Genomic DNA, 24,741 nt, shown 5'->3' with positions numbered 1-24,741 from the left:
CTTGGAGATGGTCTGCCCTGACGGGCTGCCTTCGGGCGAATCATTCCGCTTCGCGATCGAACGCCCTTTGTCTCCGCCCACCTTGGATCGCGCGGCGCGACAGCAGGAGCGTCACCCTCCCACCCACTCGTGGGGCACTCCGCCGGTCCAACGGACGATCTCCGGGTCGTCGAGCGAGAGAGAGGCGTCGAACGGGTCGAGTCCGGCACGGCGGAGGAACTCGATCAGGTCCGCATCGCTGTACGCGATTTCGAGGATCTGCGTCCGGCCGGCGGCCCGTACGGACACCCGGCGGCCGCCGGCGACGCTGAGCTGGTGCACGGTGACGGGCGCGTTCATACCTCCACCGTGCACCCGCTCACCGGACATCTCAACCGGTGAAGGCTCTCCGGCATGCCAGCCCGCCGGCGGTGGCATTGGCCCGTCAGGTGCCAAAGGCCCGTACGGCGGCCGATCGGCGCCCACCCGGGTCTAGCCCTGACGGGCCAGCGCCAGACGCTCGCTCGCGATCCGTCGGGCCGCTGCTCGTTGCCCTGCGTCGGGTTGTGCAGGCCGGGCGCGGAACCGGCCATCCTTCGGCGTTCTGGCCCGGGTCACGACGAGCCCGTGCCACCGTGCTCGGCGGTTAGAGAGTCGCCCGACCAGCGAGTCGTCACGGAAGGGCACTACATGCGATCGAACACGATGAGGGCGATTGCGAGCACCGCGGTGCTGCTCGCAATCGCCGCCGGCACTCTGGCGGCATCGGGCACGGCCGTCGCGGCGACGCCGGAACGGCACCAGACTGTGGTCGCTGGGCCGGCCTCGGCCACCGAGGTCGTGAACCTGGGGCTCAGCGCCTCGCTGGCGAAGCGGGTGCAGCTCATGCTCGCCGACCAATGGGGCTACTACGGCGCGATCGACGGCGCTCTTGGGACCGAGAGCTGGGTAGCCATGCAGCGTTACCTGCGCATCTACGGCTACACCGGTGCCCTCGACGGCATCGTGGGCACCGGGACGATCAAAGCCCTGCAACGGGCGCTGAACGACGAGTCCTACTACTCCGGGGCCATTGACGGCATCGTCAGACCCGCAACCCGGGCGGCGTTCGCGGCCTTCGCCAGCGACCTGCCGATGGACTGATGTCGGGGGAGAGGGCTTGAGAGCGTGAGGACAGCCGGGGCTGGTCCCGCCGCGTTGCGGCCGGGCCAGCCCTTTGACCATTTCCGGCAGTGCTCCCCTTTTCGAGCCCTACCCGTCTCCGGCACAATCCCACCGGGACTTTCTGTACGCCCCAACTAATCACACCCGCATTCCCACAGGGCTGACCCACCTGCCAGGACAGCCCTCAGGCGCAGGTGGGTGTGGCGCAGTCGGGGGTGCGTTCGTGATCGACGTCCCAGTGCACTCGGTAGAAGTGCTGGGCGGCCCGGCGCATGAACCGGTTGAGGTCCGGGCTGTCTCGTTCCGGTTCGACGGCCAGGAAATGGCCGGGCGTGGCGTCGGCGTGTGGGCCGGCGGTGGTGAGGGCGTGCAAGGCGTGCGGATAGTTCATGCGTCGGTCGATGACGTCCAGGTCGAGACCGCGGTCACGTACGGCGTCGGTGAGCCAGTCGACGAAGCTGGCTGCCTGGGCGCGTTGCGTGTCATCGTCAAGATCCAGGTAGGTCACGAGACGTCTCCGTTCGAAATTCGGGAGGTCGCGGCCGTGGTTCACGGCTGCCGGCACCTCCGCTCTCGCGGAGAAGAGGGAGTCCGTCGGTATGAAGGTCCCTGTGCCGTCCACGCTAGCACTGCCGCGGCGGGGGCCAAGGGCAAAAGGAAGCCGCCGCTTTCCTCGCGAGCCACATCGATGCGCAGAGCTGGCGGGAGGCCATCTCGCAGCCGCCCAGAGGGGGCCGTCGGCAGCCCGGCCGGTGACGCGACCGCAGACGGGGCCACCGGATGTCGGTAGACGCCTCTACTGTGGTGCGGTCTTTGCTGTCAGTGACGATTGCCCGAGGCTGATGCGAACAGCGCCGGGCGGTGTGGGGAGTACGAGTGGGTTCTACGGCTGCAGTCAGCATCACCGCGCAGGCGCCGCCGGACGGCCGGAACGCGGCAGCACTGGACGCCGAGGGATGGGATCACAGCGGACTCACTCTCATGCCGGCTCTCCTCGCCGTCGGGCCGTTGGGACAGAGGTCCACAGCAGCACCTCCACCGGCTCACAACTAGGCAGTGGCCGGTCGAACATGGGTGTGGCCGCCGGTGGGAATCATCTGGCCGACGCTAGGTGGTGCTGCGGACGCGCACGGCTTCTCACACATTCTCACAAGTTGACGGTCACCCTGCGACGACAGCGGGCTCGCCCGTTCCTCCGCTGGAAACGTACAGCCCCACTACTGTGTATCGGCTTGGCAACGCTGATTACCGGAGGCAGTCCGGCACTCAGCAGGGCATCGTCCTGCCCGACGCAGCCTGTGCCTGATTGATCCTGCGGGCGTTCTGCTGTCCCTGTGTCCCGCCCGACGGTGTCCCTGTGTGCGGGGAGTCCGGCATGGGGAGGCTTTCGTGCGGCAACTGCAGCTCGCAGCCGACCTGTTGAACCTGTTGATCCGGTCGCATGGATCTCGAACGGAGTGCCTCACATGTCCGATGTTCCGCCTGTTCCGGGCGTACTTGCCGGCCCTTCCATGACCGATGGGGACTACGGGGCTCTGCGTGCCGCTGCCGCCCTGTGGGCCGGGGCATCGGTGCTGATCACCGACAGCAGGGGGCGGGTCCTGGTCCAGCGGGTCGACTACCGCGAAGAGCATCTGCTGCCCGGAGGCGGCATCGACCGGTTCGAGTCCCCCGCCGCGGCAGCCGGCCGCGAGCTCTCGGAGGAACTGGGTATCACCATGTCCCTCCAGCGCGGCCTGGCCGTGGACTGGGTACCCTCCACCTCCCGTGTTCCACCCGCGATGCGGTTCCCCGGCGAGCTGATCCTCGTCTACGACGGCGGGATCTGGGATGCCGCCCGGATCGGCGAGGTCCGACTGCCCGAGAGTGAAATCACCGGCATCACCTTCGCCGAACCCGCCCAACTGCCCCTCCTGATGTCCCCGGCCGACGCCCGCCGTACTCTCGCGGCGCTACGGGCCCGCGTCAACGGCGCAGGCACCGTTCTCCTGGAGGACGGCCTGCCGCTCGCCCCCACACTCCTGGACCGGGTGAACGCGTTCACCCGCCCAAGAACGGCCCACCACTGGCCCTGGCAGACCGGCCGGCCACCGGCCGGCATCCCGGTTCGGCAGTCCTGGGGGTGGCTCTTCGCTCCCGACGGGCGAGTTCTGGTCCTCCTGGACCCGGCGAACGGCGCAGCCTGCCTGCCCGGCGGCACCCCCGAGCCGTGCGACCAGGGCAACCCTGCCGCCACACTCGTACGTGAGGCCTTCGAGGAAGCGGCAGCACAGATCACCGCCCCAGTACTGCTCGGCCACCTCCCCGACGAGAACACGGGCCACGGGCCATGTGCCCGGGTGCGGATGGCGGCCGTCCTCACCCGCGTGGGGCGCTCCCGCCCCGACCCGGCCACCGGCCAGAGCTACGTCCGGGCGCTCGCCACCCCCGAACAGGTCGCCGACCTGTTCGACTGGGGCGACGCCGCCCACGACCAGCTCACAGCAGTGCACGGGGAACGCGCACGGCTCGGCCTGCCCCGTCCACCCCGTCGGCCCATCACCGAAATCCCGCACGACGGCATCCTGCCCACCGATGCCACGCGAACACTGCCGTCGCGTGAATACGGAACGCGGTCCGGAGGCTCCGCGTGACGCGCGAGCCGCAGCATACGGCCGCAGCCCTGCCGGTCCCGGTACCCGTGGCGGCCGGGGTTGGTAGCGTCCCCGTGCCACTCATTCGCTTCGGCCTCGTCGAGGATGCGGCCGGAGAGGTCGTCTTCGTGCCACCGGGTCTGGATGACGCAGATCGCCCCGTCCGGCCGCGACGAGGCCGCCTTCGTGGCCGAGGAGATCGAACCGGTTGCGCGCCTTGCTGCCGGGGTTGAGGTGGATGCCGAGGTCTTCACCCCAGGTGCTGATGGCGTCGCGAATCTATGCCCCGTGTTCGTCGGCCAGGTCGGCGGAGTACGAGCCGAGGATGACGCGCCGGTGGGGGTGCTTCCGGAGGAACGCGGTCGCGCCGGCCCTCGGCCATGTCGATCCACGCGGTATCCACCAAGTTGAGGTGGCGGGCCTGCATCTCGCGCCGGTCGGTCAGCACTGCGGCCATGGCACCTGGAGAGCGGTCCATGGCCAGCTGCTGCTCCACCCGGTAGAGCTTGTGGACCAGCGAGGGCTTCGCTTGGGCGGCGACGCTGCGGCGCTGTCCGGGCGGAAGGCGCCGGTACCGGTCGAGGAGCGCGGCTTCGCGGTCACTCGTCGCCGGTACCACGAGCCGCCTCCTCTGTGACATCAATGAGGGCTTCGAGTGCGGCAAGATCGGCGTGCTCGACGTGCAGGGACCCGCCCTGTGCTCCGGTGATCTCCCGCTTCTCCGGCCGGTCGAGTCCGAGAAGCCTCGCGCGGCGCTCCATGATCCGGAGGGCCCGGTCGATGGCGGGGAGTTCACCGTCGCGGATGACCTTCTTGTAGGCGACGAAGAACAGCCGGTCGAGGCGTTCGGACTCCATGGTGCGCAGCTCATCAACGTGCTCGTCGAGCTCGGTGGTGCGCTCCTTCAACGCCTCACGGACGTCCTTGCACGCTGCCCGGATCAGCGCATCCTCGGCCGGGGGCTCCAGGCCCTTGGCATACCGGTCGACTCCGTATCCCTGCGGGTAGGTCGTCCCAGTCGGGTTGATGGTCGGGTCGGCGGCAAGCTTGCGGGCGATGGTGAGCCAGTCGACCCCGGCAAGGCGGAGGTCGATCGCGTCGGCGCGGCGCTTCGCGATGGCAGCGCGCTGGGCCTTCGTCGGGCGGGCCACGGCGGGGACCTCCGTTAGTGCGCCCCCGCGCCTTGACCATGATCGCATCGCTCAGTGCCGGTCCTGCTTCGATCTCCGGGCCGATTGGAGATTGCGAGGACAGTGTCCGCCAGTGCCTACCCAGAGGTTGGCAGCTGTTCCAGCTACCCCGGACCGAGAGCAGCGGTACGCGCCGCTCGGCCTTCCAGCTTGCGGAGGGCCTGGCCGGGGCGCGGGAGGTCGAGCCCTGCCCACCATCGGCGTCCGTCCGGTGTGGTCTCGACGCCGACATCGCGGGGGTATCGGCCGGGCGAGAACGGGACAGCCCTGCCTAGGAATACGGAAGCCTGAGTAGTCCGCTGGTCACAGCCGTAACCTGCGGGTTCGACTGGGGTCGCAAGGGTAGTCTCGGCGGCGCACAGCAAGAGCAGGGCCCCCTCAACAGCTCTGAGGGGGCCCTGCGTGCGTGCGGTATCAGGCGCGCCGAACAGCCTCGAATCCTTCGTCACAGACACTGGTGACGAAGGAGTGCCAGGTGCTGCGGGGGAAGACGAGCGCGGGGCCCTGCTTGACCTTGGAGTCACGGACGCCGACGCCTGTTGCCAGGTTGGCGGCCTCGATGCAGGCGTTGCCTTCCGCACCGCTGTACGACGACTTGGTCCATGCTTCCTCGGGGGCTACGGCGAGGGCGGGCATGCCGGTAGTGGTCACGATTTTTACTTCCTTCGTTCCAGGTCCTTTTGGACTTCGTCAATGAAATTCGGCGTCTCGTGTGGTGCGAGAGCTGAAGCCCGCAGGCCATCAAACCTACGGGAGTATTTGCCGACTTCGGGCCGCTTGTCGGTAACGCTGGCCTGTCCGCCTGGCTGGTCAGCCTGGACGATCCTGCCGAGCGGTTCGCCCATATCGAGCAGGATGAAGTTCTGGCTGGCTCGGTATCCGGTGGACTTGGCTGGCAGTATCTGCACGGTGATGTGGTCCAGGGATGCGAGCTGCTTGATCTCCTCGAACTGCCCGGCCATCACTTCCGGACTGCCGATGGTGCTGCGCAGGGTGTCCTCGCTCATGATGACCCAGAGGTCGCGAGGCTCTGTCTTGGTGATCAGTGCCTTGCGGTCCATGCGAAGCTCAACGTTGGCGTCGATGAACTCGCTTGTCGTCTCGTCGACGCCCTTCGCGGACATGAGGAGTTCGCGGGTGTAGTCCTTGGTTTGCAGCAGGCCGAAGATCAGGGTCGGTTGCCAGGCGGCGATGCTCAGTGCGTCGCTCTCCATACCGACGTACTCGCGCATTCCCTTGGTCAGGTGCGGCGTGTAGGGCGTCCACCATGCCTCACTCAGCGACTCGCGGTGGATGAGGAGCAGGCTTTCGATGACCTCGGGGTCCTGTTCGCCGTAGTGAGCCAGGAGAGCTTTCAGATCCTTCGGGTTGGGCAGCCCAGTGCGGCCCCTCTCGACCCGCCACAGTTTCTCCGCTGAGAATCCCATCGCCGACGCGACATCTTCGCGGCGCAGCTTCAGGTCTTCTCGCATCCTTGCCAGCACCTTGCCGAGGTGTACGCGCCGGCTGGTCGGTCCCTTCGGTGCGGCCACTGACCCATCCCCTTCCGTAGTGCCGAGGCCCGCCCCAGTCGAGTCGGGTCCAACTGCCCCTGAGTCCAGTTGAACCGTCCGAGAGTCCGGTTCGATTCTCCCCAGGTTCCGCTTCGTAATGCCTGAGTTGAGAGTGTGGCACCCCAAGTCTTGCTTGCACAGGCAAGAGTTCAGTCAATCAAATATGCCATTCTCCGTGAAAATTGCATGGCAGGTTGCAGCGCAACTCTCCCGTGCAACACGATAGTTGTGCCACCTTGAGCGATGTCCAGAAGGGCACAGTTGCCTGATTCCTGGCTCATCTGGTGTTGCCATGCATCCCCACACAGAGCTGGAGGACTGGGCAATGACACTCACTGCACCCCCCGAAGGGTCGTTCGCGCAGGCGATCGACCCGAGCAGAGCGAGCAGCGCACCCAGTGGCTTCAGCGTCCGGGACGCCGCGGCCATCGCGTTCGGCCGCAGTGCGCCGATCAAGAATGGGCTGTCCGGCGCGGAGCAGCCCCGGCGGGCAAGGGAGTTCGCTTCCGCAGTCCTGGCCCGCTGGGGTCTGTCCGAGTACACGGATGACGTGAAGGTTCTGGTGTCCGAGCTCACGACCAACGGGCTGCTGCACGGGAACGGGACCGACGAGATCGGCGTCACGCTGACGCTCACCGATGATGGAATCGGTCTCGTCGTGACCGGTTCCCCGTACACGCCAGTGCCGCCCCCTCCGGTGGATGACCTGAGCGAGCGCGGTCGCGGCTTGCAGATCGTCGCGGAGCTGTCCGACGCATGGGGTGTCAGCGAGAACGGCGCCCATACGTGGTGCTTGCTCGATCGGCATCCGGCGGCGGTCGGCCCCGTGGAGTCGAGCCCTGTCGTCCGTGAACTGCGGTCACGGGTGAGGGCTCCGACGATCGGTGGCATTGCGCAGGCGGTTCAGACGGCCCGAATTCACACCGGGCTCTGTCTGACCTTACTTGGGTGGGCCGGTCCCGTCAGTCCGGTGGACGACCTCGTCCGGCTGTTGATTGAGAGCTTCGGCAGTGACGATGGCCGCGATGGGCCTTGGGAGTTCAGTCTCGGTTTCGGCCTGACCGAGGCTCACGAGCTCGTGATCGAGATCGAGGACAGCGTTCCCGAGTTCCGCAGGTTCGACCCGGCCGACGCCGGTCACGGCGATTTGCGTGCTGCCTGTTCGCTCGGCGCCGATATCACCTGGCAGCTGCGGAACGGCCGGAAGACCGGTCGGGCCTGCCTTCCCGCTCCGCGCGAGGCGTCGTGACCACGTCCATAGGGCTCTGCCCCTCTGCCGGAACGCAGCCGGGCACCGCCGTCGAGAAGCAGGTACCGCAGGTTCTGGACGCGCTCTTCGAGGACCTGAACACAGCTTTCGAGACCGCGGTACTGGTCGGCGATGTCGCCACGACCACCGCGAGACTTCGCGGCTGGCACCAGCGGCTCGCCACGATCGCCACGGCCGACCCCAGGCACCCGCCGGGCCCGGAGACGCATCGGCTCATCGCCTGCGGCCAGTGCCTGCGTGAGGAGCCCCTGTCCGATGACGGGCCGACACTCGGCCTGATACGCCGCCTCGCCCTGGCGGTCTCGGACCTGATCGACCAGATAATGGAGCAGGGGACCGTGGCGGTGGCCGAATGATGCACGACCCGCTCTGTCCCGAGCATCCGCCGGTACACGTTGTCGAGCTGCCGCGCCCTGAAGATGCCCAGGACTATGCGTACTTCGCGCACCGCCTCGCGGATGTGCGGCTCCTGGAGCGGAGCGTCGTCCTGAGCGTGATGGGGGTGGCGTCTCTGGCAGTCCCTGTGGGCGGCACCCGCCACGGAGGCTTCTACTCCATCCCCTGCACCTGTTTCGGCCTGAAGGTCCGCGACGCCCTGCTGCGGCATGCGGGCTTCCCCCGCCTGCGACTACGGCCGGCGCCTCACCCTCGCACCTGTGACGCCGTCGAGTGGGGCGGTCCCGAGCCCACCGCCTGGTCGGACAGAGCCGCAATCGCCCGGTTCCACTGCTTCGTCGAACCGCCGACGCCTGGCCGGCAGGTATCCAGAACCCCGGCGTAGCACCACCACCCCCCGTACTCCCTCCTCGGCGGCAACCCCGCCACCCCTGGCCCGAGGCCGCCGAGGAGGGTTCCCGTGCCAAGAGGAAATCTGCATGTGTCAGCACACCCCCACCTGCCCGACCGCTGACGGCGGACAGGGAAGCAGCCCGGACGGAGATGCGGGACCAAGCTCAGGGCTGGTCCCTCCTGTGCAACGGCGTCCTGCTATTCGAGGACACCGGGGAGCTGCTGCCGGACGGGCAGATCATCGCCCCGCACCGGCCCGGACGTAGCCGCGCGATGAACCCTTCCGCCTCCATGCCCCTGGAAACCCTCGCGGCGCAGAAGCTCGTGCCGTAGGGCACGCGTCACCGCTATCCGACCCGCGCCGGTACGAACCGGCGTACCCCAATCGAAGGAGAGACATCGTGCCCAGCACCGTTCAGGAAACCACCCTGCCGTTTGCGCTGCGGGAGGACAGCCCCGTGCTGCTGCTGAAGCCGGTTGCTCAGGTGCCCGGCGAGCACTTCGACCCCCGGCGTCAGGTCCGGGCCGACGCCGACGGCCGACCGCTCGTGCAGAGCCACGCCCATCGGGCATCCACGACCTCACCCCAAACCACCCCTCAGATAGGTGACCCGACCTGGACCGACGTGGTGGGTCTGGGCGAGGGCCTGTGAGCCTGTCACGGATCGACGTGCCAGACACCGTGCTCGTGATCACGGGCCCGGATAACGACACCGGCGAGAGAGTGGTCCTGGAGCTCCAGGAGCTGGGCGCCTCCTTCGTCCGCTTCGACCTCGCGGACTTTCCGACGAGCGTGGGGCTCGACGCAACGCTCGATGAGTTCGGCACCTGGCAGGGCCTCATCACGGTCCGCGGTCGGAGAATCAACCTGCACGACATCCACTCCGTGTTCTGGTGGCACCCCAACCTCCCCAGCGGGAAGGACATGGGGGCGGCGAGCGAAGGGGAGAACCTTTGGCTCGCCAGGGAGTCCGCCGCGGCGCTCAATGTCCTCTGTGCCCTGGACTGCAAACAGGTCAACCACCCCCGGGACACACGGTCGTCGCAGGTCAAGGCCGATGTCCTGATGCAGGCCGTCCGCGCGGGGCTGACTGTGCCGCCCACCTGGATAGGGACCCAACCCACTGCGGCCCGGATCTTCGGCGACTGCGCACCGGCCGGCATCGTCACCAAGACCCTGACCACGCCGCAGATCCTCCTTGGCGGTGACCGGGTGCGGATGCTCTACACCGCGCCGGTCGATCCGCAGGCCCTCGACCGCACCACGGTTCTCGGCCCGTGCCAGTTGCAGCACCGGATCGACACGGAGTACGCGGTACGCGCTCATGTGGTCGGGCCCGAGGTCATCGCGGTACGGATCGACGCGCACAGCCCGGCCGCCCACCAGGACTGGCGCGCCGACTACGACGCGCTGTCCTACTCACCCACCACCCTGCCCGAAGACGTCACCGACGGGCTCCTCGCCCTCACGGAGCACTACGGCCTGGTCTACGCCGCGATCGATCTTCTGGTCGACAGCGAGGGCACCGTCTGGTTCGTGGACCTCAACCCGGCCGGCCAGTACGGGTGGATCGAGCAGGCCCTTCCAGAACTCGACATCACCAGGAAACTCGCCCGGTTCCTGACCGGGCGCATTCAGCGCCCGCCCGCACCACTCCTGACCTACGCCTCCTGAACCACTGCGCCCCGCCCGCCCCGCCTGCCTCCCCGGTCTGGGCCGGCGAGCGGGGCGCAGTCCCCCTCCCTTTTTTTCCCGCGTCACGAACCGGATACGACCTCCATGCCCCCCCCTGGCGGCCAGGGACGAGCCGGCTGCAGGGAGATGTCGAGCTTCGCGCGGACGCTCGCGATGTGGTGCGAGACGTAGATCTTGCCGTGGTCGTAGATGATCGTCTCCGCCGCGACTGCGGGCAGCAGCGGCTGGCCGTGCGCGTCCACCAGTTTCTCCGCGTCGAACACCACCGTGGAAGGAACCCCGCAGTACGGAAGCGGCTCGCCCGTTCCGGCAGATGACACCTCCCGCGGTCGGATCGTCTCGAACACAACACCGGCCACGTCGGTCGACTTCGTCGATACCGGCGTCAGACACAACCCAGTGATCACCTTGCTGTAGAGCTCCATGGCGACGGTGTGGCGGTAGTTGAGGACTGACCGTTGACCGCTGTTTGGTCCGCTTGAACAGGAGCCGCTCAGCTGATCAGCAGGTGAACCGAGGGAGCTATAGCCGAGGTGATCCGCTGTCCTGGCCTGAGCCAGACCTGATCGAGAACCGGTGGGTTCTCCCGCCGATGCTCGTTCAGGATGGATGTGGTCACTGCGGCGACAGTCGTGGGACCAGCGAGCCAGACGGTGTGGCTTTCGCTGCCGCCTCGGGGTACTTGGTCAAGCAACAGAGCCGTCCGGAACCCGGCCTGTTTGGCCTGCTTGAGTTGACCGTCGAGCTTCTTCACGAGGGGGTCGCGCAGTCCGGCCGCGATCTGCGCGGCGATCGACGCGTTCCCGGTGGTGTCGGTGAAAGGAGTGAGTACCGCCGTCGGAGTGTCACTGTGGAAGCTCTGCGCGGTGGCAAAGCCATCGTCACCGGCAACGAGGCCGTCGATGACGGCTGCCTTCACCGCCAGCTCTCTGAGTCCGCGGTAGTAGTCAGCACCCCATTTCTGTCCGTGTGCACCGGTCTGGGGCAGATAGCTCACGACAATCATGCGGCCGTGCTCCTTAGCGATCTTTTCGATTTCGATCCCGAGCGCCTTCTCGGTAGCCTTCATCGCAGCGGGCAAAAGACTTGGGCGAGACAACAGGCAGTGGTCGACGGCCCATTCGTCCCCGGCGATGCTGATCACTGCGTCGACGGTGAGCGGATGGTTTTTGTCGCGGTCAGGGTGGGCGACAATCCGCGTTTCGAGGCCTCGGGCAGTCAGCTCATCGCAGAGCGCGCCGATGGCGGCATCTTCGTGATCTTCCTTTGCGGTCATGATGTGGTGGTCCTCCTTCGTGGCCGTTGGCCCGACAGCGAGATCAAGCACCTGCGACGCGGCGGGCTGAGGGACAATACCCCTCATGCCGAAGCCAGCCGCTCCGCCGTCAGCGTCCTTCCTGCTGACCATCCCGCAGGGGCACGCCGCCCGTCGTCTCCTCTCCTACACGGCCTCCCTGCCCCTGTCCTCCCCCGACGCCCAGCTGCTCGCCGTGGTCATCGCGATCAGAGCCGCGCGGGGCGGCACGGGCAACGCCGTCTCCGCCGATCTGCGCGAGCTTCGACTGGACGATGCGGACCGGGCAGTCGCTGAGCTGCGCGCCCTGGACTGGCAGATTCCCGACGTGCTCCTGGACCAGGACTCCGACACCCCGGTCACCGTCACAGTGCCGGACCTGGCGGCCGGACCGGAGGAGCACCCGCTTGCCGTCGGAAAGGAGCCCCGGTCACGGGTGTCAGGGTGGACCACACGCGTGTTGGCCACCCCGCTGATCGCGGACGCCCCGCCCGCCACCCGGCTCGCCTCGCTGTTCCTGGCCGGCCACGCCTCCGCCCACTTGAATGGCACCCTCCCGGACATCCTGCCGCGAACCTGCCGGGACCGGCTGCCCGACCTGGTGACCAGCGGCCTCCTCACAGACCTTGTCGGGGACCGGTACCGCATCGACTCCTCCGTACGGCACCTGGCCGGACGGCTCCCCCACCGGGCCGACCCGAACGACTCGCCACCGCGCAAGGGCCCGCGGAGGGTTCCCCGGCCCGCCCGGACCACCAGGGCGGAATGGGCGCAGTGGAAGCAGCAGGCCCGCCCGACGGTGCGGCGGAACGCCGAAGCGGTCGAGCGCTGCGCCGTGTGCCGCCTCCCCGGCCTCCAGGTGGCGGCCGCGTTCACGGCCACCCGCTACACCGGCCAGGCCCCCCGGCACGTACGTGACGCCTACGACGCCTGGAAGGAACTCAACCCCGGCCGGGGCCGGCAAGCCGCGCAGGCCACCGCCATGTTCAGGAGCAGACACGAACACGGCCCGTCGTACGGTCAGCTGTGCTCCGCCTTGGGCTGGCCGCCCAAGCTGCGCGGGTACATCGTCCAGCAGCTCCTGGCCGACGGGTGGCTCGCCGAGATCGGGTCCGTGCCGTGGACGCTGCGGCCGGGAGACACCGCCGCGGCCCACGGGATCCTCCTGCCCGCCCGCGCCGCGAAGCAGCATGCCGACTGAGAAGTCATCTCAATTGGCGGCTGACGGGGTGGATAGTCGCTGGTAGATAGGCTTCGGCCGCTGTTGAATGTGCTGGTGAGTGACTACTGGACGCCTGCCCATCACGCAGTTGAGCACGAGGATGCGGAAGCCCTGGCCCGCTTGCTGGCCGAGGGTGCCGATCCCGATGAGGTCCTCGGCAACATGACGCTGCTGACACACGCGATTGATGCGGAGGGTGATGGCGCCCTACAGAGTGCTCAGCCGTTGACCGTGCATACCACTGCTGTTCTGCTGGCCTTCGGGGCGGACCCCGAACTGGCAGACCCAGATGGCCGCACCCCCTTGGACATGGCCAATTACTATACCCACGACTTGGCGGTGAACCTGCTGGACACTCACATCAGTAAGCGAGCCTGCGGTAGCAGATGAGGGTGCAGGCGATGCTGGTGAAGGCGAGGAAGTGGTCAGATTTTCGTTCATAACGCCGGTGAAGACGTCGGCATCCGGCAAGCCAGGCCATGGTGCGTTCGGCGGTCCAGCGATGGCGGCCGAGTCGCTGCGAGGTTTCGATTCCCCTCCGGGCGATGCGGTGGGTGATGCCACGCTGGCGTAACCAAAGCCGCAGGTGGGCGTAGTCGTAGCCCTTGTCGGCGTGCAGCTTTCCCGGCTTGCGCCGTCGGCGTCCGCGGCGCGAGCGGATCGGCGGTATTCCTTTCACGAGAGGGATAAGGGCCTGGCTGTCGTGCAGGTTCGCCGCTGAGATACCGACGGACAAGGGCAGACCCGATCGTTCCGTGATGAGGTGGATCTTCGAGCCGTACTTGCCCCGATCGACAGGACTCGGACCTGTCAGGTCCCCCTTTCCAAGGCCCGCATGTTCACCGAGTCGATCGCGCAGCGCGACCAGTCCAACTCTCCGCGAGCACCGAGTTCATCGAGGACCAGACGGTGCAGCTTGGCCCACACCCTGGCTTTTGACCACTCGGAGAAGCGCCGATGAGCGGTAGCACCCGACGGGCCGAACGACGCGGAAGACAACTGCTGCCAGGTACAACCCGACGTAGCCACGAACACGATCGCGGCCAGCACCTCCCGGTCGCCGTGCCGACGCCGGCCACCACCCTGCGGCCGCGACGGCGCCTCCGGCACCACCCACCCGCTGGAACAACTCCCACAACTCGTCCGGCACCAACCGCTCAACGATCCCCACCATGACCAACCACTCTACCGAGTTAGCCAAATGAGATGTCTTCTGAGTACGGCCCGGCTCCGAGCAGAGATCGGAGCGAGTTGGTGGATCACGGCCCGGCGCAGGCCCGGCTGCGCGGTACGGTCGTCGCACGGATGGAGACCGAGCAGTGATCCCAAGTTAGATGTAGGAGGATCCGAAAGTGGTCAATGTCCGTACGTACCCGCTGTGGCGGGATCTCGCGATGAGCAAGGACCTTCGGCGGCGCTTTTCGGTCGGGGCAGCCGGCGCATGGTCCGCGACACCCCGCTGCACCGGTAGGCCTGCGGCGGCGCTCACCGCAAGTGCGGCAACCGCGAGGTGACCATGAGCATGGTTCGCTGCGGCGGGCCGGTGGCGCGAGAAGCGCGGTGGTGTCAGTGCCCCCCGACCACAGGCCTCCGGACCGGGTGACCCTGAGGGGCCTGTCGGCGCGCCACCTTGAACCACACCGCCGAGCAAATGGGGACACGTCCATGATGGCCCGCCGTTCGCCTGGCCAGAAGCCAGAGATGCCCGCCGACTTCGCCCGGGTTCTCCGGGATCTGCACAGCTCCCGCGATCCTCGGCTCGGTCCGACCCTCAAGGCCGCCTACGGTAGTGGCTGGCCCTACACCACGCTCGGGGCCGCGCTGGAACTCACCAGCGAGCGTGCCCGGCAGATCGGCCTGAAGGAGGACGGGAACGAGCTGGCCCTGGACATCCCCGTGCCCGTACCCGGCACGCCTGGCAGCATTGCCGACAAGCCCCGTCTGACCCCGGAACAGGCCGACCGGCTCCGGGGGCCCGTGCGACGCCGCCTTCGCGCTCGAACCCGTGAGCAAACGCGCCGACAGGCTCAAGGCGGAAGAGGAGCTCAACGATGCGCTGGCGGAACAGTGGCTCTGGGAAGTTGTCCTTCCAGCACCTTGCCGACGAGCTGAACTTCCCCGACCCGGACCGCGTCCAGAGGCGAGTTTTCCAGGCCCAGTCCCGCAGCGTCGGGCTGAGGACCACGCGGATAGGCACGAGCAGCGAGGCGATGCACAAGGCGCGGGAGCACCGCAACGCGGAGGCCGGGCGCATACCGGAGGACAAGCTGCGCGCCTGCCCGCACAAGGGAGCCGGCGACGGCGGGCCGCCCCCAGACCTGCCCGCTGCTCCTGGACGGTCGGAGGTGGAAAGAAGCTCGCACGAACACCCTCTGGCCCGTGACGCTGCGGAGGTGGGCCTGCTCTGGACACCTGGCCCGTCCGGCCGGAACCCTCCCAGATCTACACGGCCGTGCGGGCGAGAAGTTCGGGAACTCCCTCAGCCGTCGGGAACTCCTCGAAGCGCGGAGTCAGTTCACGGACGAGCTGCACACACCGCGGTGCTCCGATCCGGAGCGCCAGATCGAGCGCCTCGGTCGCCGCGGCGGCGGCCTGTTCCGGCTCCCCCAGCTCCAGGTAGGACCGGGCCTGATAACTCTGGAAGACGCCGTACGTCTTGATGCGGGCCGAGGGAAGCTCCGCCTGCCCCTCACGGATGAGCTGATGAGCTCGCCGTGTATCACCGAGGTCCAGCAGCGCTTGTCCGGAGTCGACGGCGAGGTCGGCGTTCGAGTACCAGCTGCACCACGAGGGCACCGGGTCAGCGGCGGGCACGCTCAGGAGGTTCTCGGCTGCGGTCAGCGCCCTCAGGGTGCTCTTGCGGTCGCCCAGCGCGGCGAGCGCGCGGGCCAGGCGCAGCTGGAGGAGGGACTGCGCCGCCGGGTGTCGGGCCCGTTTCAGTGCGCGGCGCAGGAGTTCCGCCGCGGTGTGCGGGCGGCTGCGCCAGGATGCCTGGTAGGCCAAATCACTTAACAGGCCCGCGCCGGCGTCGATGTCGCCAAGTTCGTGCGTGCTGTGCAGGCCCCCGATCCAGTACCGGGCCGCTTCTGCGTGTCGGCCCAAGTCGAAGCGGTGCCAGCCTACTTCCGAGGCGAGTTTGGCGGCCAGGGTGTGGAGGCGTGCCGTGTCCCGGGGGCCATGGCGTCGTTCGTCGAGGAGGTCGGTGACGGACTGGAGCAAGGCCTCCAGCACCGTCACGGTGCGCATCCGGTTCTCGGTGGCTCGGTTCGTGAAGAGGGCTGCGGCCTGCTCCAGTCGGCTGATTTCGTCGCCATCGACGAGGTTCGTGGCATCGGACGGTTCGGGCTGTGCCGTGGCAGTGTGGCTGGGCTGGGCCCAGGCACCGGCCAGCGCGAGCAGGGCGGTGCTGGAGACAGCAGATACGACGATGCGGCGCCGGGTGTGGTCCATGGTGGCCTTGAATGCCTCTCGCAGGGCGGGAACGGTGGTGGCGGGACCCAGAGCGACGATCTCGTCAGGGAGCAGCGGCAGCCCGGCGCCCGGCAGCCAGTACGGCCAGGGCAGCGGACCATCGGGCACCGGGGCAGGCAGACCGAGGGCCTCGGCGATGTACACCTGGTGCTGGTCGTCGGGCCGCACGCCATGCAATTCCCACTTCCGGACGCGGCTCTTGTCCACGCCCGAGCGCAGCCCGCGGCGCGCGGCAGCCGCCCGCACCCTGTCAGCGAGCTGCTCGCGGCTGAGCCCAGCCGCCTCACGGGCAGCGGTCAGCGGATGCCATGGGGTCTCGTCCACCCTCAAATCCTGGCAGACGCACCCCCGTTGTGTACGCAAGTACACAGAGGGGGACCCCTACGGGACCCCCGCCGCCCTCTTCACGCCCCAGCACGCAGTATCGACACTCGATCACCTGGGCGGCACCGACAGCAGGCGTACGCCCGCCTCCCGACGGGCGACGGGTCCGCCCCCGCCGACCACCGGCAGTCCGCACAGTGCCACCGGCCGCACCAACGGCGTCGGGCTCCGGCGCTGCGTATGAACCACAGCGCCGGACGTTGCTTCACGAGAAGAAGGGATCGACGGATGACCACTTCGGCTAAGCCCGTCCGCGTCTCCCCCCTGAGCGGGGTCCACGCCTCCTGGCACATCGGCAAGCAGTACCGCTTCGAGGCGACGCGGTGGCTGAACGGCCGGGCCGACGGCCACTCTTTCACCGCCGAGGCGGTGCTCTGCGCGCCGGGGCTCGACCCGGTGGGCTTCGTCATCGACTTCGGTCGTCTCGCTGCGCTGAAGACGCACATCGACGACCGGCTCGACCACAGCTGCCTCAACGAGCACGTATCCGACGTCAGCGACGAGGGCCTGGCCGCCTACCTCACCGGCTGGGCACGGACCCACCTGCCCGACGACGTGGCCGACGCCCTGGTGGGTGTGCGGCTCCGTACCGGCCGGCCGCGGGGACCGGCTGTGGGGTTCGCGGTCGAGTTCGAGGCGACGCACCACCTGAACGGTCTGGCGGCCGGGCACCCGTGCGGGCAGCCGCACGGTCACTCCTACCTGGTAAGCGCGGCGGAAGTCGACGGGTGCTCCGTGCCCGTTCCGGAGGAACTGCGTTGGCATATCAGCAAGGTGCTCGACGGGTCGGTGCTCAACGAGAGCCTTGACCTCAACCCCACGTCCGAGCAGCTCGCCCGCTACCTCAGCGACTGGATGGATCGCGGTCCCGCCACCCTTCGGGTTTCTGAGACCGAGTCGAGCTGGGCGCAGTACACCAGGAGCCGGTCATGAAGGCCCAGCGGACCAAGGGAGGCCTGCCCGCCGGGTCACTGCCTGTGCAGGAGATCTTCGGACCGGTCCCCCAGGGGGAGGGGGCCTTCATGGGGCGGCGGTCGTGCTTCGTCCGCTTCGGCCGGTGCAACCTGCACTGCCCGCCCTGCGACTCGAAGAAGACCTGGGACAGCAGCCGCTACGACCTGCGGGAGACATGTCCGCCCCGCACCGTCGAGGACATCGTCCAGTCCGCGGCCGCGCACGGGGCGGGTTCGGGGCTGACCATCCTCACCGGTGGTGAGCCTCTGATGTGGCAGCGCAGCACCGCCTGGGAACAGCTCCTGCAGGATCTGCCGGGCGAGGTCCACGTCGAGACGAACGCGACGATCGCCCCGAGCCCGGTCACCACGGGGCGGGTCGCGCACTTCAGCGTGAGCCCCAAGATCGGGCGGATGGGCGCCGCCGACGCGCAGAAGAAGCGGCTGGTGCCCTCCGTGCTGGAGGCCTTCGCCGAGCTCGCGCAGCAGGGGCGTGCCACGTTCAAGTTCGTGGCCGCCGACATCGGCGAAGCGGATGAGGCGGCGGAGGTCGTGCGCGCGTTCCATCTGCCACAGGACCGGGTGTGGGTCATGCCTCTGGGCGACGACGCCGCCACGTGGGCTGCGGCGGGGGCGGACATCGCCGACCACGTGATGCAGCTCGGCTTCAACCTGTCGGGCCGGCTTCACCTCACCCTGGGCGTCCGATGACGTGATGTCCAGCCCGCCGCCTTTCGCCAGGCGGCCCGCCCGCCGCCCGTGAGGGTCGCCTGCGATCAGCCGATCTTCCCTTCCTTCGTCACCCAGCAGAAGGCGAGAAGTCCATGACCATCTCCATCACCAACACCGGCGCCGCACCCGGCGGCCCTCAGACACTTTTGAAGTCCAGCGGCCCCATCAACGAGGGCCGCGTGGCTGAGCTCATCACCCAGCTCCTGTACGAGTTCGGTGAAGACCCCCGCCGTGAAGGTCTCCGCGACACCCCGTGCCGCGTCGCGGCCATGTGGCAGAACTTCCTTTGCCAGGACGCCCCGGAGGCCACCTGCTTCCCGGAGTCCACGGTGAACGGCCAGCTGGTCATCGTGAGCGGGATGAGCGTGTGGTCGTTCTGCGAGCACCACATGCTGCCCATGAACTTGCTGGTCAGCGCCGGATATCTGGCCGACGACAGAGTGGTGGGGCTGTCGAAGTTCGGAAGGATCGCGCAGCACTTCGCTGGACGGCTCCAGGTTCAGGAGCGCTTCACTCAGCAGCTGGCCATGCACCTGGCCAGCGTCGTCGGTCACGACAACGTGGCCGTCGCCGTGCGGGGCGTTCACCAGTGCATGAGCATGCGGGGCGTGAGGATGGAGCCGGCTCGCACCACCACCGTGTGCAGGCTTGGCCAGTTCGCCGCCGATGCCGCCCTCGCGAGCGAGTTCCTCACCCTGACCACGGCCGGGCAGCAGGGGGGCGTGCAGTGAGCAAGAGCATCGACTTCTCCGCGATCGCGCCCACCCCGTACCTGAAGGACTTCGTCGCCCAGCAACCGGCCCGCATCCACCATGTCGCCGCCCAGCACGTCCTGGCCGACCCGGGCTACCGCGCCTTCTTCACCCGCGAGTCCGCCCGCGACGCCGACATCATCGTCGACAACGGGCTCTTCGACCTCGGCTACGCGCTGCCGGCCGATCAGCTCGTCGCCGCGGCGCGGGCGGTGTCCGCCCGCGAGATCATCCTCCCGGACGTCATGCGGGACGGAGCGGCGACGCTCACCGCCAGCCAGCAAGCCGCCCGGGAGATCCGTGAGATCGCGGGGGACGAGTTCCGGCTGTGCGCCGTGCTGCATGCCCGCGACGACGAGGAATGGCACCGCACGTACGAGGCGATCGTCACCGAAGGCTGGGCGGGCGCCATCGCCCTGCCCGCCTCCCGCCGTCCGGACCCTGCCGGGCAGCTGTGCCGTACCCGGTGGGCCGCGACCGCCTATCTGGAGAACAAAGGGCTGGTCGACGACCGGCTCGTCTATCGGCTTCTCGGGCTGGGCCGGACCGGACACCTGGAGCTGGTCGAGCAGCGCGAACACGAGTGGATCTCCTCCGTGGACGGCGCGGCCCCCGTCACCCTCGGGGCCATGGGCATCGAGCTCCTGCCCGAGGGCCCCTACATCAAGCCCTCCACCCCGCGGATCGAGAAGCTCGGCCCGATCCACCCGGACCGCTTCCCGCTCATCCGGGCCAACATCGCCGTCGTCCGCGCCGCCGCCGGCAGCCAGGTGACCATCGCCGCGGAGCTTCGATGAGCTTGAGTTCCTTGCTGGTGAGCCCTCCCGCCGGGCTGCTTCACCCGGCGCCGGTCGATCCGGCCCGGCACACCATGAGCCGCGAACGGCTGTTGCGCTACCTGGAGATCAAGGTCCACCACCTCATCCAGGAGCAGGACTGGGACAGCATCCGGGTCGTCGGCGGCTACAACCGCACGAGGGGCATCTCCCGGCACGAGAAGAGCGGGAAGCTGTTCAACACCGAGCGGCCCACCGCCCAGGCGTACGGGCGGAACCTCCTCGTCCAGGCATTCCCCGGCGCCGACTACGTCCAGCACTACGCCCTGATCATCGCCACCTACCTGGCCATGACCGGACGCCCCGCCGACACCGTCACCTACCAGCCGCCCGGCGAGGAGGAGTGCCGCACGGCCCTCGACACACTCGACCTCGACCTGCACGGCGACGTGGTGATCGTCGGGTGGGGCCTGGAACACCTCGCACCACGATCCGGCGTGTGGACGCAGGGCCCCGGATACTGCTGGCAGGACGCCCAGGTCGGCGACGCACGGGTGGTCTACCTGGGTTTCCGGCACAGCATCTGGGGCGACGTCGCCGGGCGCACCGTGGCACGACTGGCGCGGCTGGGTGCCGGAGCCGTCGTCTACGTCGGGAAGGTCGGCGGCCTGAATCCCGGCACGGAACCGAACAGATGGCTGGCGACCGGCAACACCAGCCTGCTGGGCGGGGCGTTGGTGAGCTGGGAGGACTTCTTCGGCGACTACGCCCGCGCCCAGCCCGGGGTTCGCAGCGGGCTGCACGTCTCCTCGCCGTCGATCCTGCTGGAGAACCAGGACTGGCTGGCCCAGCACGCCTCGTACGCCTTCGTCGATCCCGAGATCGGCCCGATGGGGGCAGCGGCACAGCGGGCGGGAATCCCGTTCGGCTACCTTCACGTCATTTCCAACAACCTCGCCTCGCTCTATCCGGCCGACCTGTCCAATGAGCGGCACGGCGACGTCCTTCACCAGCGCGCGATCCTCGTCGACCGGATCGCGAGCATCCTCACCGCCCGCCTGACCGGCGGTGCGCCTCTCACGGGAGCAACTCCATGACCCAGACCACGTCCGCCCCCGCTGCCCGGCCCGGGCCGGGTCGGCTCATCACCTTCGTCGGCGGGGACGGGGCGGGAAAGTCCACGCTCGCCGCCCGCCTCCACGAAGCCCTCAACGACGCCGGTCACCGGGCAGTCCTGGTCACCAAGCACAGCACGACCGCCGCCGACCCTGGCCTGTCGGACTACCTCGACCGCCTCAACGCCCTGGTCTACCGGCGCGATACGCGTGTCGCCCAGGCGTGCGGGGATCACTACTGGCTGCTCGCGCTGGCTTCCTGGTACACCCTGCAGGACCGTCTGGTGATCCAGCCCGCGCTCGCCGAGGGCGCCCACGTGGTGCTCGACAACTCCCCTCACAAGATCCTCGCCCGGTACGCCGTCAACCCGGACATCGACCCCCGCCTCACCGAACGCGTCTTCGCTCACCTCCCCGCCGGGGACCTGGTGTTCTTCCTGGACATCCCCGCCCGGGAAGCCCTCGCCCGGAAGGGCTCCTTCACGTCTCTGGAAGCCGGCCACGACGCCGGGGGCGATGAGGCGTTCATCCGCTACCAGGACTCCGTCCTGGAGCAGATCCGCCAGCAGGCCACGACAGGTGGGTGGCAGCAGCTGAACGTCGGACGGATGGACCGCGATGAGGTGTTCAAGGCCGCCGCCACCGTCGTGTCCGAACGTCTCGACCTGCACCTGTAACCCCGCGAACCCCACCGGCCGCGAAGGAGCGCGCGATGGACCAGGACCTGCCCGCCGGCGGGAGGTACCTCTGCCACGGCATCACGTGGGCGAGCGGTGCCCCCGGGCTGCTGCTCGTCCCGCTCGGCGGGGGGCGGCTCGTCCACGCCCCGGTCATGGGCCGCCGCCTGGGCTACCGGGCGGAGGAGTCCGGCCCGTGGTGCACCGGCCGTTACCGGTTCGCCGACCGCTTCCGCGTCGAACCCGACCCCTGCCCCGGCATGGCGGCCGCCGGTACCGGCTCCCAGTGCGCCGCGTGTGGGGGGCGCGACGAGTTCCGCTTCGCCCACCACGTCCATACCGGCGGCCCTGTCCCCCAGGCGCTCGCCCTCTACATGAACCAGCCGCACTGGCTGTATGTGGCCACGTTCGCGGACACCACGACCAAGGTCGGCACGGCCGCCGAACCGCGCTGGCGTTCCCGCCTCGACGAGCAGGGTCCCCTGCTCGCCACCTACCTGGCCAAGGGCCCGGACGGCCGCGCCGTACGGTTCGTCGAGGACGCCCTCACCCGGCGCCTGGACCTCACCCAGACCGTGCGGGCCACGGCCAAACTGCAGGGCCTGGCCCGCCTGAGCGACACTGCCCCGGCCCATGACGCCCATGCGCGGCATGTCCGGCGAGCCGCCGAGGTCCTGACCGAACTCGGCATCCCCGTCGACCTCCAGCCATGGACCCCACCGGAACAGAGCCGTCTGGCCAGCACTCCAGGCGCCGACCGGCTCTTGTACCCGCACGACCTCCGCGAAGGCGAGCACGGACTGAGGGTGCACTCCGTGGCCGGCTCCCAGGCCCTCGTCACCCTCTCCGGTGACAGCCTCCACTACCTGCTCGACCTCTCAGCGCTCAAGGGACGCCGGATCACGCTCGGAGCGCACTTCCGCTCCCCGCCCGCCACCGTGCAGCCCGCCCTCTTCTGACCCAACCGCCCCTCCCACGGACAACCCCCGGACTCTGCAGGCTCCGTGGGGCCCGCGCACACGAAGCGAGGCAGCTCATGGCACCTCAGGACGCACTTCTCGGCTGGGACGAACCCGCCAACGCCCAGGCGTACGAAGCCTTCACCCGCGCCTTCCCGATGTACAACACCACCAGCCGGGACCTCGCCCGCCGGGCGCAACTCGACAACGCCGACCTCGTGGTCGACCTGTGCGGCGGCGCCGGAGCGACAGCTCGGGCTCTCCTCGACCTGCTCCCCGCCCGGGCCCGGGTGGTGTCGCTGGACAGTGCCGCCGCGATGCAGCAGGTCGGCCGCCGCACCCTGCCCGATCCCCGCCTGACCTGGGTCACCGCCTCTGCCGAGCAGCTCAGCAACCACCTCGCACCCGGCAGCGTGGACGCCGTGGTGTGCAACTCCGCGCTCTGGAAGACCGACGTCCCGGCGGTATGCGAGGCCGCCGCTCGTGTCCTGCGCCCGCAGGGCCGCTTCGTGTTCAACATCGGCGGCGGCTTCGCCGGCGTCCGCCACCCCGACGAAGAGACCAGCGCCCGGCCTTCGCTGAACACCTTCATCCGCCAGATCGCGGAAGCCGACCACGGCTACATCGCCCCGCCCCTCGGGCGGACGGACCCCAAACTGCCACCGGAAACCATCACGCAGCACCTGAACTCGGCCGGTCTGTACGTGACCGACGCCGAGGTGACCGCCCAGCACAGCACCATGGCCGAGAAGAAGGCCTGGCTGTCCATCCCCCTGTTCGCCCGCCCCGAAGGGAACTTCACCCACGAGCAGCGCATGGAGATCCTGGAGGCCGCCTACGCCCGGACCGTACCGGAGGCCCGCTTGGTCACCAGCTGGCTGGTCATGACCGCCGAGCTGCCGAAGGCGGCCGCGTGAACACCGCCGCCCGCACGAAAAGCGCCGACGGCGCGGTTCCTCACTGCGACCACACCAGCGTCGGCGTCCTCATCCACTCCGGGCAGGGCCTGCTCATGTTCGAGCGGGCGACACCGCCCCGGGGAATCGCCCCCGTGGCCGGTCACATCGACGAGCACGGCGGCCCCGAGCAGGCCGCCGTCGCCGAGACCCGCGAAGAGGTCGGCCTGGACATCACCCGGCTGCAACTGGTGCACACCCAGTGGCGTCCCAACCCCTGCCGCCGCACCCCCACCGGGCCCGTGGGCCACCACTGGTCAGTGTTCCACGCCGAGGCGTCCGGCACCCTGCAGCCCTCCCCCCGCGAGGCCCGCTCACCTCGCTGGATGACCTCCGAAGCACTCCATCAGGCCGCACGGCGGACAGCGGCGTACGCCGGCGGAGAACTGCGGCAGGAGGGCTGGGAACAGATGCCGGGGCTGGAACCGGTGTGGTGCGGGATCCTGAACGCTCTGGGGCTGATCACCCTGGCGCAGGCCGATCTTGCCCGGATCGAAGCAGTCCGATGACCCCCGGGCCCAAGAAGGGGCAGCAGCGGCTCTCAGCGGGCGCCGACGGTGCGTCCGGCTGCCAGGAACTGGGCGTGGGCGCGGATCCGCGACCTGTCCGCGGGAAACACGCTGTCCCACCGCTCCTCCAGCCCGAACCACCGGGCCGGCTGGTCCGCCTCCGCGACCAGGGACTGATCGCGGTCGACGATCGCCGCGTAGGACAGCCCCAGCGTCGCAGACCAGTCGGCCCGGTAGGAGCGTACGGCGACCGCCGCCGGGTCAGGCAGCAGCTCGGCGCGGACCCCGGTCTCCTCCAGAAATTCCCGGGCCGCGGCCGTACGCGGCCTCTCGCCCGGTTCGACCTTCCCCCCGGGCGGCACCCAGCCGCGCACGCGGTGTCTGACCAGCAGCACGTGCGCGAAGTCCGGGTCCAACGCCCAGACCTCAGCCGAAAGCGGCTCCATCCGATGGCGCCGTGCCTGCTCCAGCCACGCTCTAGCGCCGTCGAACTCCCACACGGCCCGCGCAGCGTCCGTCTCCGCCTCGTCCACAACCACCTGATCGGCGTGCCCATGATTCACCCGCCCCACCCTAGGCCGACACCTCCAGCCCCGCGGGCAAGAAGCACCGCGCGCCATACCCGCGCCGTCCCCTGCCCGCGGGTCAGCCGGAAAGGAGGAGGCGG

Annotated in this window: 28 protein-coding genes and 2 pseudogenes; 19 read left to right on the top strand and 11 right to left on the bottom strand. The window is 68.9% G+C overall.

The window, feature by feature from the left end; genetic code table 11:
* Window positions 1-111: 111 nt before the first annotated feature.
* The gene (locus ABT170_RS21795; RefSeq protein WP_351869845.1) at window positions 112-339 is read right to left on the bottom strand and encodes a hypothetical protein; all 228 of its coding nucleotides are present in this window, start codon (window positions 337-339) and stop codon (window positions 112-114) included.
* Window positions 340-669: 330 nt separating this feature from the next.
* Between ABT170_RS21795 and ABT170_RS21790 the strand changes: the two genes are divergently transcribed.
* The gene (locus ABT170_RS21790; RefSeq protein ID WP_351869842.1) at window positions 670-1,122 is read left to right on the top strand and encodes a peptidoglycan-binding protein; all 453 of its coding nucleotides are present in this window, start codon (window positions 670-672) and stop codon (window positions 1,120-1,122) included.
* A gap of 205 nt (window positions 1,123-1,327) precedes the next feature.
* On the opposite strand, the gene ABT170_RS21785 is transcribed toward ABT170_RS21790, so the two are convergent.
* A complete protein-coding gene (locus ABT170_RS21785; protein WP_351869839.1) occupies window positions 1,328-1,651 on the bottom strand; it encodes a hypothetical protein in 324 nt (107 codons plus the stop codon).
* 1,003 nt (window positions 1,652-2,654) lie between these two features.
* On the opposite strand from ABT170_RS21785, the gene ABT170_RS21780 reads away from it, so the two are divergent.
* Entirely contained in the window at window positions 2,655-3,776 is a 1,122-nt protein-coding gene (locus ABT170_RS21780) for an NUDIX hydrolase (protein ID WP_351869836.1), read from the top strand.
* Window positions 3,777-4,026: 250 nt separating this feature from the next.
* Here the strand turns inward: ABT170_RS21780 and ABT170_RS21775 are convergent, their stop codons facing one another.
* The 4 genes from ABT170_RS21775 to ABT170_RS21760 all read right to left on the bottom strand — a co-directional run bounded on the left by ABT170_RS21775 (window position 4,027) and on the right by ABT170_RS21760 (window position 6,498).
* Entirely contained in the window at window positions 4,027-4,395 is a 369-nt protein-coding gene (locus ABT170_RS21775) for a hypothetical protein (RefSeq protein WP_351869833.1), read from the bottom strand.
* A complete protein-coding gene (locus ABT170_RS21770; protein ID WP_351869831.1) occupies window positions 4,376-4,927 on the bottom strand; it encodes a hypothetical protein in 552 nt (183 codons plus the stop codon). Before ABT170_RS21770 ends, ABT170_RS21775 begins: the two co-directional genes overlap by 20 nt.
* A gap of 453 nt (window positions 4,928-5,380) precedes the next feature.
* Window positions 5,381-5,617 (bottom strand): DUF397 domain-containing protein, encoded by a 237-nt coding sequence (locus ABT170_RS21765; protein WP_502970550.1) that lies wholly within the window; start codon window positions 5,615-5,617, stop codon window positions 5,381-5,383.
* A gap of 5 nt (window positions 5,618-5,622) precedes the next feature.
* The gene (locus ABT170_RS21760) at window positions 5,623-6,498 is read right to left on the bottom strand and encodes a helix-turn-helix domain-containing protein (protein WP_351869828.1); all 876 of its coding nucleotides are present in this window, start codon (window positions 6,496-6,498) and stop codon (window positions 5,623-5,625) included.
* A 346-nt stretch (window positions 6,499-6,844) separates the two neighbouring features.
* Between ABT170_RS21760 and ABT170_RS21755 the strand changes: the two genes are divergently transcribed.
* The 6 genes and pseudogenes from ABT170_RS21755 to ABT170_RS21730 all read left to right on the top strand — a co-directional run bounded on the left by ABT170_RS21755 (window position 6,845) and on the right by ABT170_RS21730 (window position 10,253).
* On the top strand, window positions 6,845-7,768 hold the full coding sequence (locus ABT170_RS21755) for an ATP-binding protein (protein WP_351869826.1): 924 nt from the start codon (window positions 6,845-6,847) through the stop codon (window positions 7,766-7,768).
* On the top strand, window positions 7,765-8,145 hold the full coding sequence (locus tag ABT170_RS21750; RefSeq protein ID WP_351869823.1) for a DUF6415 family natural product biosynthesis protein: 381 nt from the start codon (window positions 7,765-7,767) through the stop codon (window positions 8,143-8,145). The genes ABT170_RS21755 and ABT170_RS21750 overlap by 4 nt, the downstream gene beginning before the upstream one ends.
* Window positions 8,142-8,570, top strand: coding sequence for a DUF6302 family protein (locus ABT170_RS21745; protein WP_351869820.1), 429 nt, complete (start codon window positions 8,142-8,144; stop codon window positions 8,568-8,570). The genes ABT170_RS21750 and ABT170_RS21745 overlap by 4 nt, the downstream gene beginning before the upstream one ends.
* Window positions 8,571-8,664: 94 nt before the next feature.
* Window positions 8,665-8,911, top strand: a pseudogene (locus ABT170_RS21740) (DUF5999 family protein).
* Window positions 8,912-8,979: 68 nt separating this feature from the next.
* The gene (locus ABT170_RS21735) at window positions 8,980-9,231 is read left to right on the top strand and encodes a hypothetical protein (RefSeq protein WP_351869818.1); all 252 of its coding nucleotides are present in this window, start codon (window positions 8,980-8,982) and stop codon (window positions 9,229-9,231) included.
* A gap of 17 nt (window positions 9,232-9,248) precedes the next feature.
* Entirely contained in the window at window positions 9,249-10,253 is a 1,005-nt protein-coding gene (locus ABT170_RS21730) for an MvdC/MvdD family ATP grasp protein (RefSeq protein WP_351869815.1), read from the top strand.
* A gap of 83 nt (window positions 10,254-10,336) precedes the next feature.
* Here the strand turns inward: ABT170_RS21730 and ABT170_RS21725 are convergent, their stop codons facing one another.
* Together ABT170_RS21725 and ABT170_RS21720 are read right to left on the bottom strand one after the other, a co-directional pair.
* Window positions 10,337-10,699 carry a hypothetical protein gene (locus ABT170_RS21725; protein ID WP_351869812.1) on the bottom strand — a complete coding sequence of 121 codons (363 nt, stop codon included), beginning with the start codon at window positions 10,697-10,699 and terminating at the stop codon, window positions 10,337-10,339.
* Window positions 10,700-10,767: 68 nt separating this feature from the next.
* Window positions 10,768-11,550: a hypothetical protein gene (locus tag ABT170_RS21720; protein ID WP_351869809.1), complete on the bottom strand. Its 783-nt coding sequence runs from the start codon at window positions 11,548-11,550 to the stop codon at window positions 10,768-10,770.
* A gap of 85 nt (window positions 11,551-11,635) precedes the next feature.
* On the opposite strand from ABT170_RS21720, the gene ABT170_RS21715 reads away from it, so the two are divergent.
* Both ABT170_RS21715 and ABT170_RS21710 read left to right on the top strand, forming a co-directional pair.
* Window positions 11,636-12,769, top strand: coding sequence for a hypothetical protein (locus ABT170_RS21715; RefSeq protein ID WP_351869806.1), 1,134 nt, complete (start codon window positions 11,636-11,638; stop codon window positions 12,767-12,769).
* Between the two features lie 75 nt (window positions 12,770-12,844).
* Complete coding sequence (locus ABT170_RS21710; protein ID WP_351869804.1) at window positions 12,845-13,180, top strand: ankyrin repeat domain-containing protein; 336 nt, start codon at window positions 12,845-12,847, stop codon at window positions 13,178-13,180.
* On the opposite strand, the pseudogene ABT170_RS21705 reads toward ABT170_RS21710, so the two are convergent.
* A pseudogene (locus ABT170_RS21705) lies at window positions 13,152-13,964 on the bottom strand (IS5 family transposase). The gene ABT170_RS21710 and the pseudogene ABT170_RS21705 overlap by 29 nt on opposite strands.
* Before the next feature lie 1,268 nt (window positions 13,965-15,232).
* A complete protein-coding gene (locus tag ABT170_RS21700; protein ID WP_351869802.1) occupies window positions 15,233-16,585 on the bottom strand; it encodes an NsdA family TPR-like regulatory protein in 1,353 nt (450 codons plus the stop codon).
* A gap of 288 nt (window positions 16,586-16,873) precedes the next feature.
* On the opposite strand from ABT170_RS21700, the gene ABT170_RS21695 reads away from it, so the two are divergent.
* From ABT170_RS21695 to ABT170_RS21655, 9 genes are all read left to right on the top strand, one after another.
* Window positions 16,874-17,578 (top strand): 6-pyruvoyl trahydropterin synthase family protein, encoded by a 705-nt coding sequence (locus ABT170_RS21695; protein ID WP_351869799.1) that lies wholly within the window; start codon window positions 16,874-16,876, stop codon window positions 17,576-17,578.
* Window positions 17,575-18,309: a 7-carboxy-7-deazaguanine synthase QueE gene (locus tag ABT170_RS21690; protein WP_326681656.1), complete on the top strand. Its 735-nt coding sequence runs from the start codon at window positions 17,575-17,577 to the stop codon at window positions 18,307-18,309. Before ABT170_RS21695 ends, ABT170_RS21690 begins: the two co-directional genes overlap by 4 nt.
* A gap of 113 nt (window positions 18,310-18,422) precedes the next feature.
* Window positions 18,423-19,061: a GTP cyclohydrolase I gene (folE, locus tag ABT170_RS21685; RefSeq protein ID WP_351869796.1), complete on the top strand. Its 639-nt coding sequence runs from the start codon at window positions 18,423-18,425 to the stop codon at window positions 19,059-19,061.
* Window positions 19,058-19,879, top strand: coding sequence for a hypothetical protein (locus tag ABT170_RS21680; protein ID WP_351869793.1), 822 nt, complete (start codon window positions 19,058-19,060; stop codon window positions 19,877-19,879). The genes folE and ABT170_RS21680 overlap by 4 nt, the downstream gene beginning before the upstream one ends.
* Window positions 19,876-20,955 (top strand): nucleoside phosphorylase-I family protein, encoded by a 1,080-nt coding sequence (locus ABT170_RS21675; RefSeq protein WP_351869790.1) that lies wholly within the window; start codon window positions 19,876-19,878, stop codon window positions 20,953-20,955. Before ABT170_RS21680 ends, ABT170_RS21675 begins: the two co-directional genes overlap by 4 nt.
* The gene (locus ABT170_RS21670) at window positions 20,952-21,650 is read left to right on the top strand and encodes a dTMP kinase (protein ID WP_351869787.1); all 699 of its coding nucleotides are present in this window, start codon (window positions 20,952-20,954) and stop codon (window positions 21,648-21,650) included. The genes ABT170_RS21675 and ABT170_RS21670 overlap by 4 nt, the downstream gene beginning before the upstream one ends.
* Before the next feature lie 35 nt (window positions 21,651-21,685).
* Complete coding sequence (locus ABT170_RS21665) at window positions 21,686-22,609, top strand: DUF2797 domain-containing protein (RefSeq protein ID WP_351869784.1); 924 nt, start codon at window positions 21,686-21,688, stop codon at window positions 22,607-22,609.
* Between the two features lie 77 nt (window positions 22,610-22,686).
* Window positions 22,687-23,526 carry a class I SAM-dependent methyltransferase gene (locus ABT170_RS21660; RefSeq protein ID WP_351869782.1) on the top strand — a complete coding sequence of 280 codons (840 nt, stop codon included), beginning with the start codon at window positions 22,687-22,689 and terminating at the stop codon, window positions 23,524-23,526.
* Window positions 23,523-24,074 carry an NUDIX hydrolase gene (locus ABT170_RS21655; protein WP_351869779.1) on the top strand — a complete coding sequence of 184 codons (552 nt, stop codon included), beginning with the start codon at window positions 23,523-23,525 and terminating at the stop codon, window positions 24,072-24,074. Before ABT170_RS21660 ends, ABT170_RS21655 begins: the two co-directional genes overlap by 4 nt.
* 32 nt (window positions 24,075-24,106) lie before the next feature.
* On the opposite strand, the gene ABT170_RS21650 is transcribed toward ABT170_RS21655, so the two are convergent.
* A complete protein-coding gene (locus tag ABT170_RS21650; RefSeq protein ID WP_351869776.1) occupies window positions 24,107-24,637 on the bottom strand; it encodes an NUDIX domain-containing protein in 531 nt (176 codons plus the stop codon).
* Window positions 24,638-24,741: the final 104 nt, after the last annotated feature.

It is taken from the genome of Streptomyces sp. NPDC001787 (genome assembly GCF_040297465.1).
GTDB lineage: Bacteria > Actinomycetota > Actinomycetes > Streptomycetales > Streptomycetaceae > Streptomyces.
This window is presented reverse-complemented; position numbering and strand designations above follow the sequence as displayed.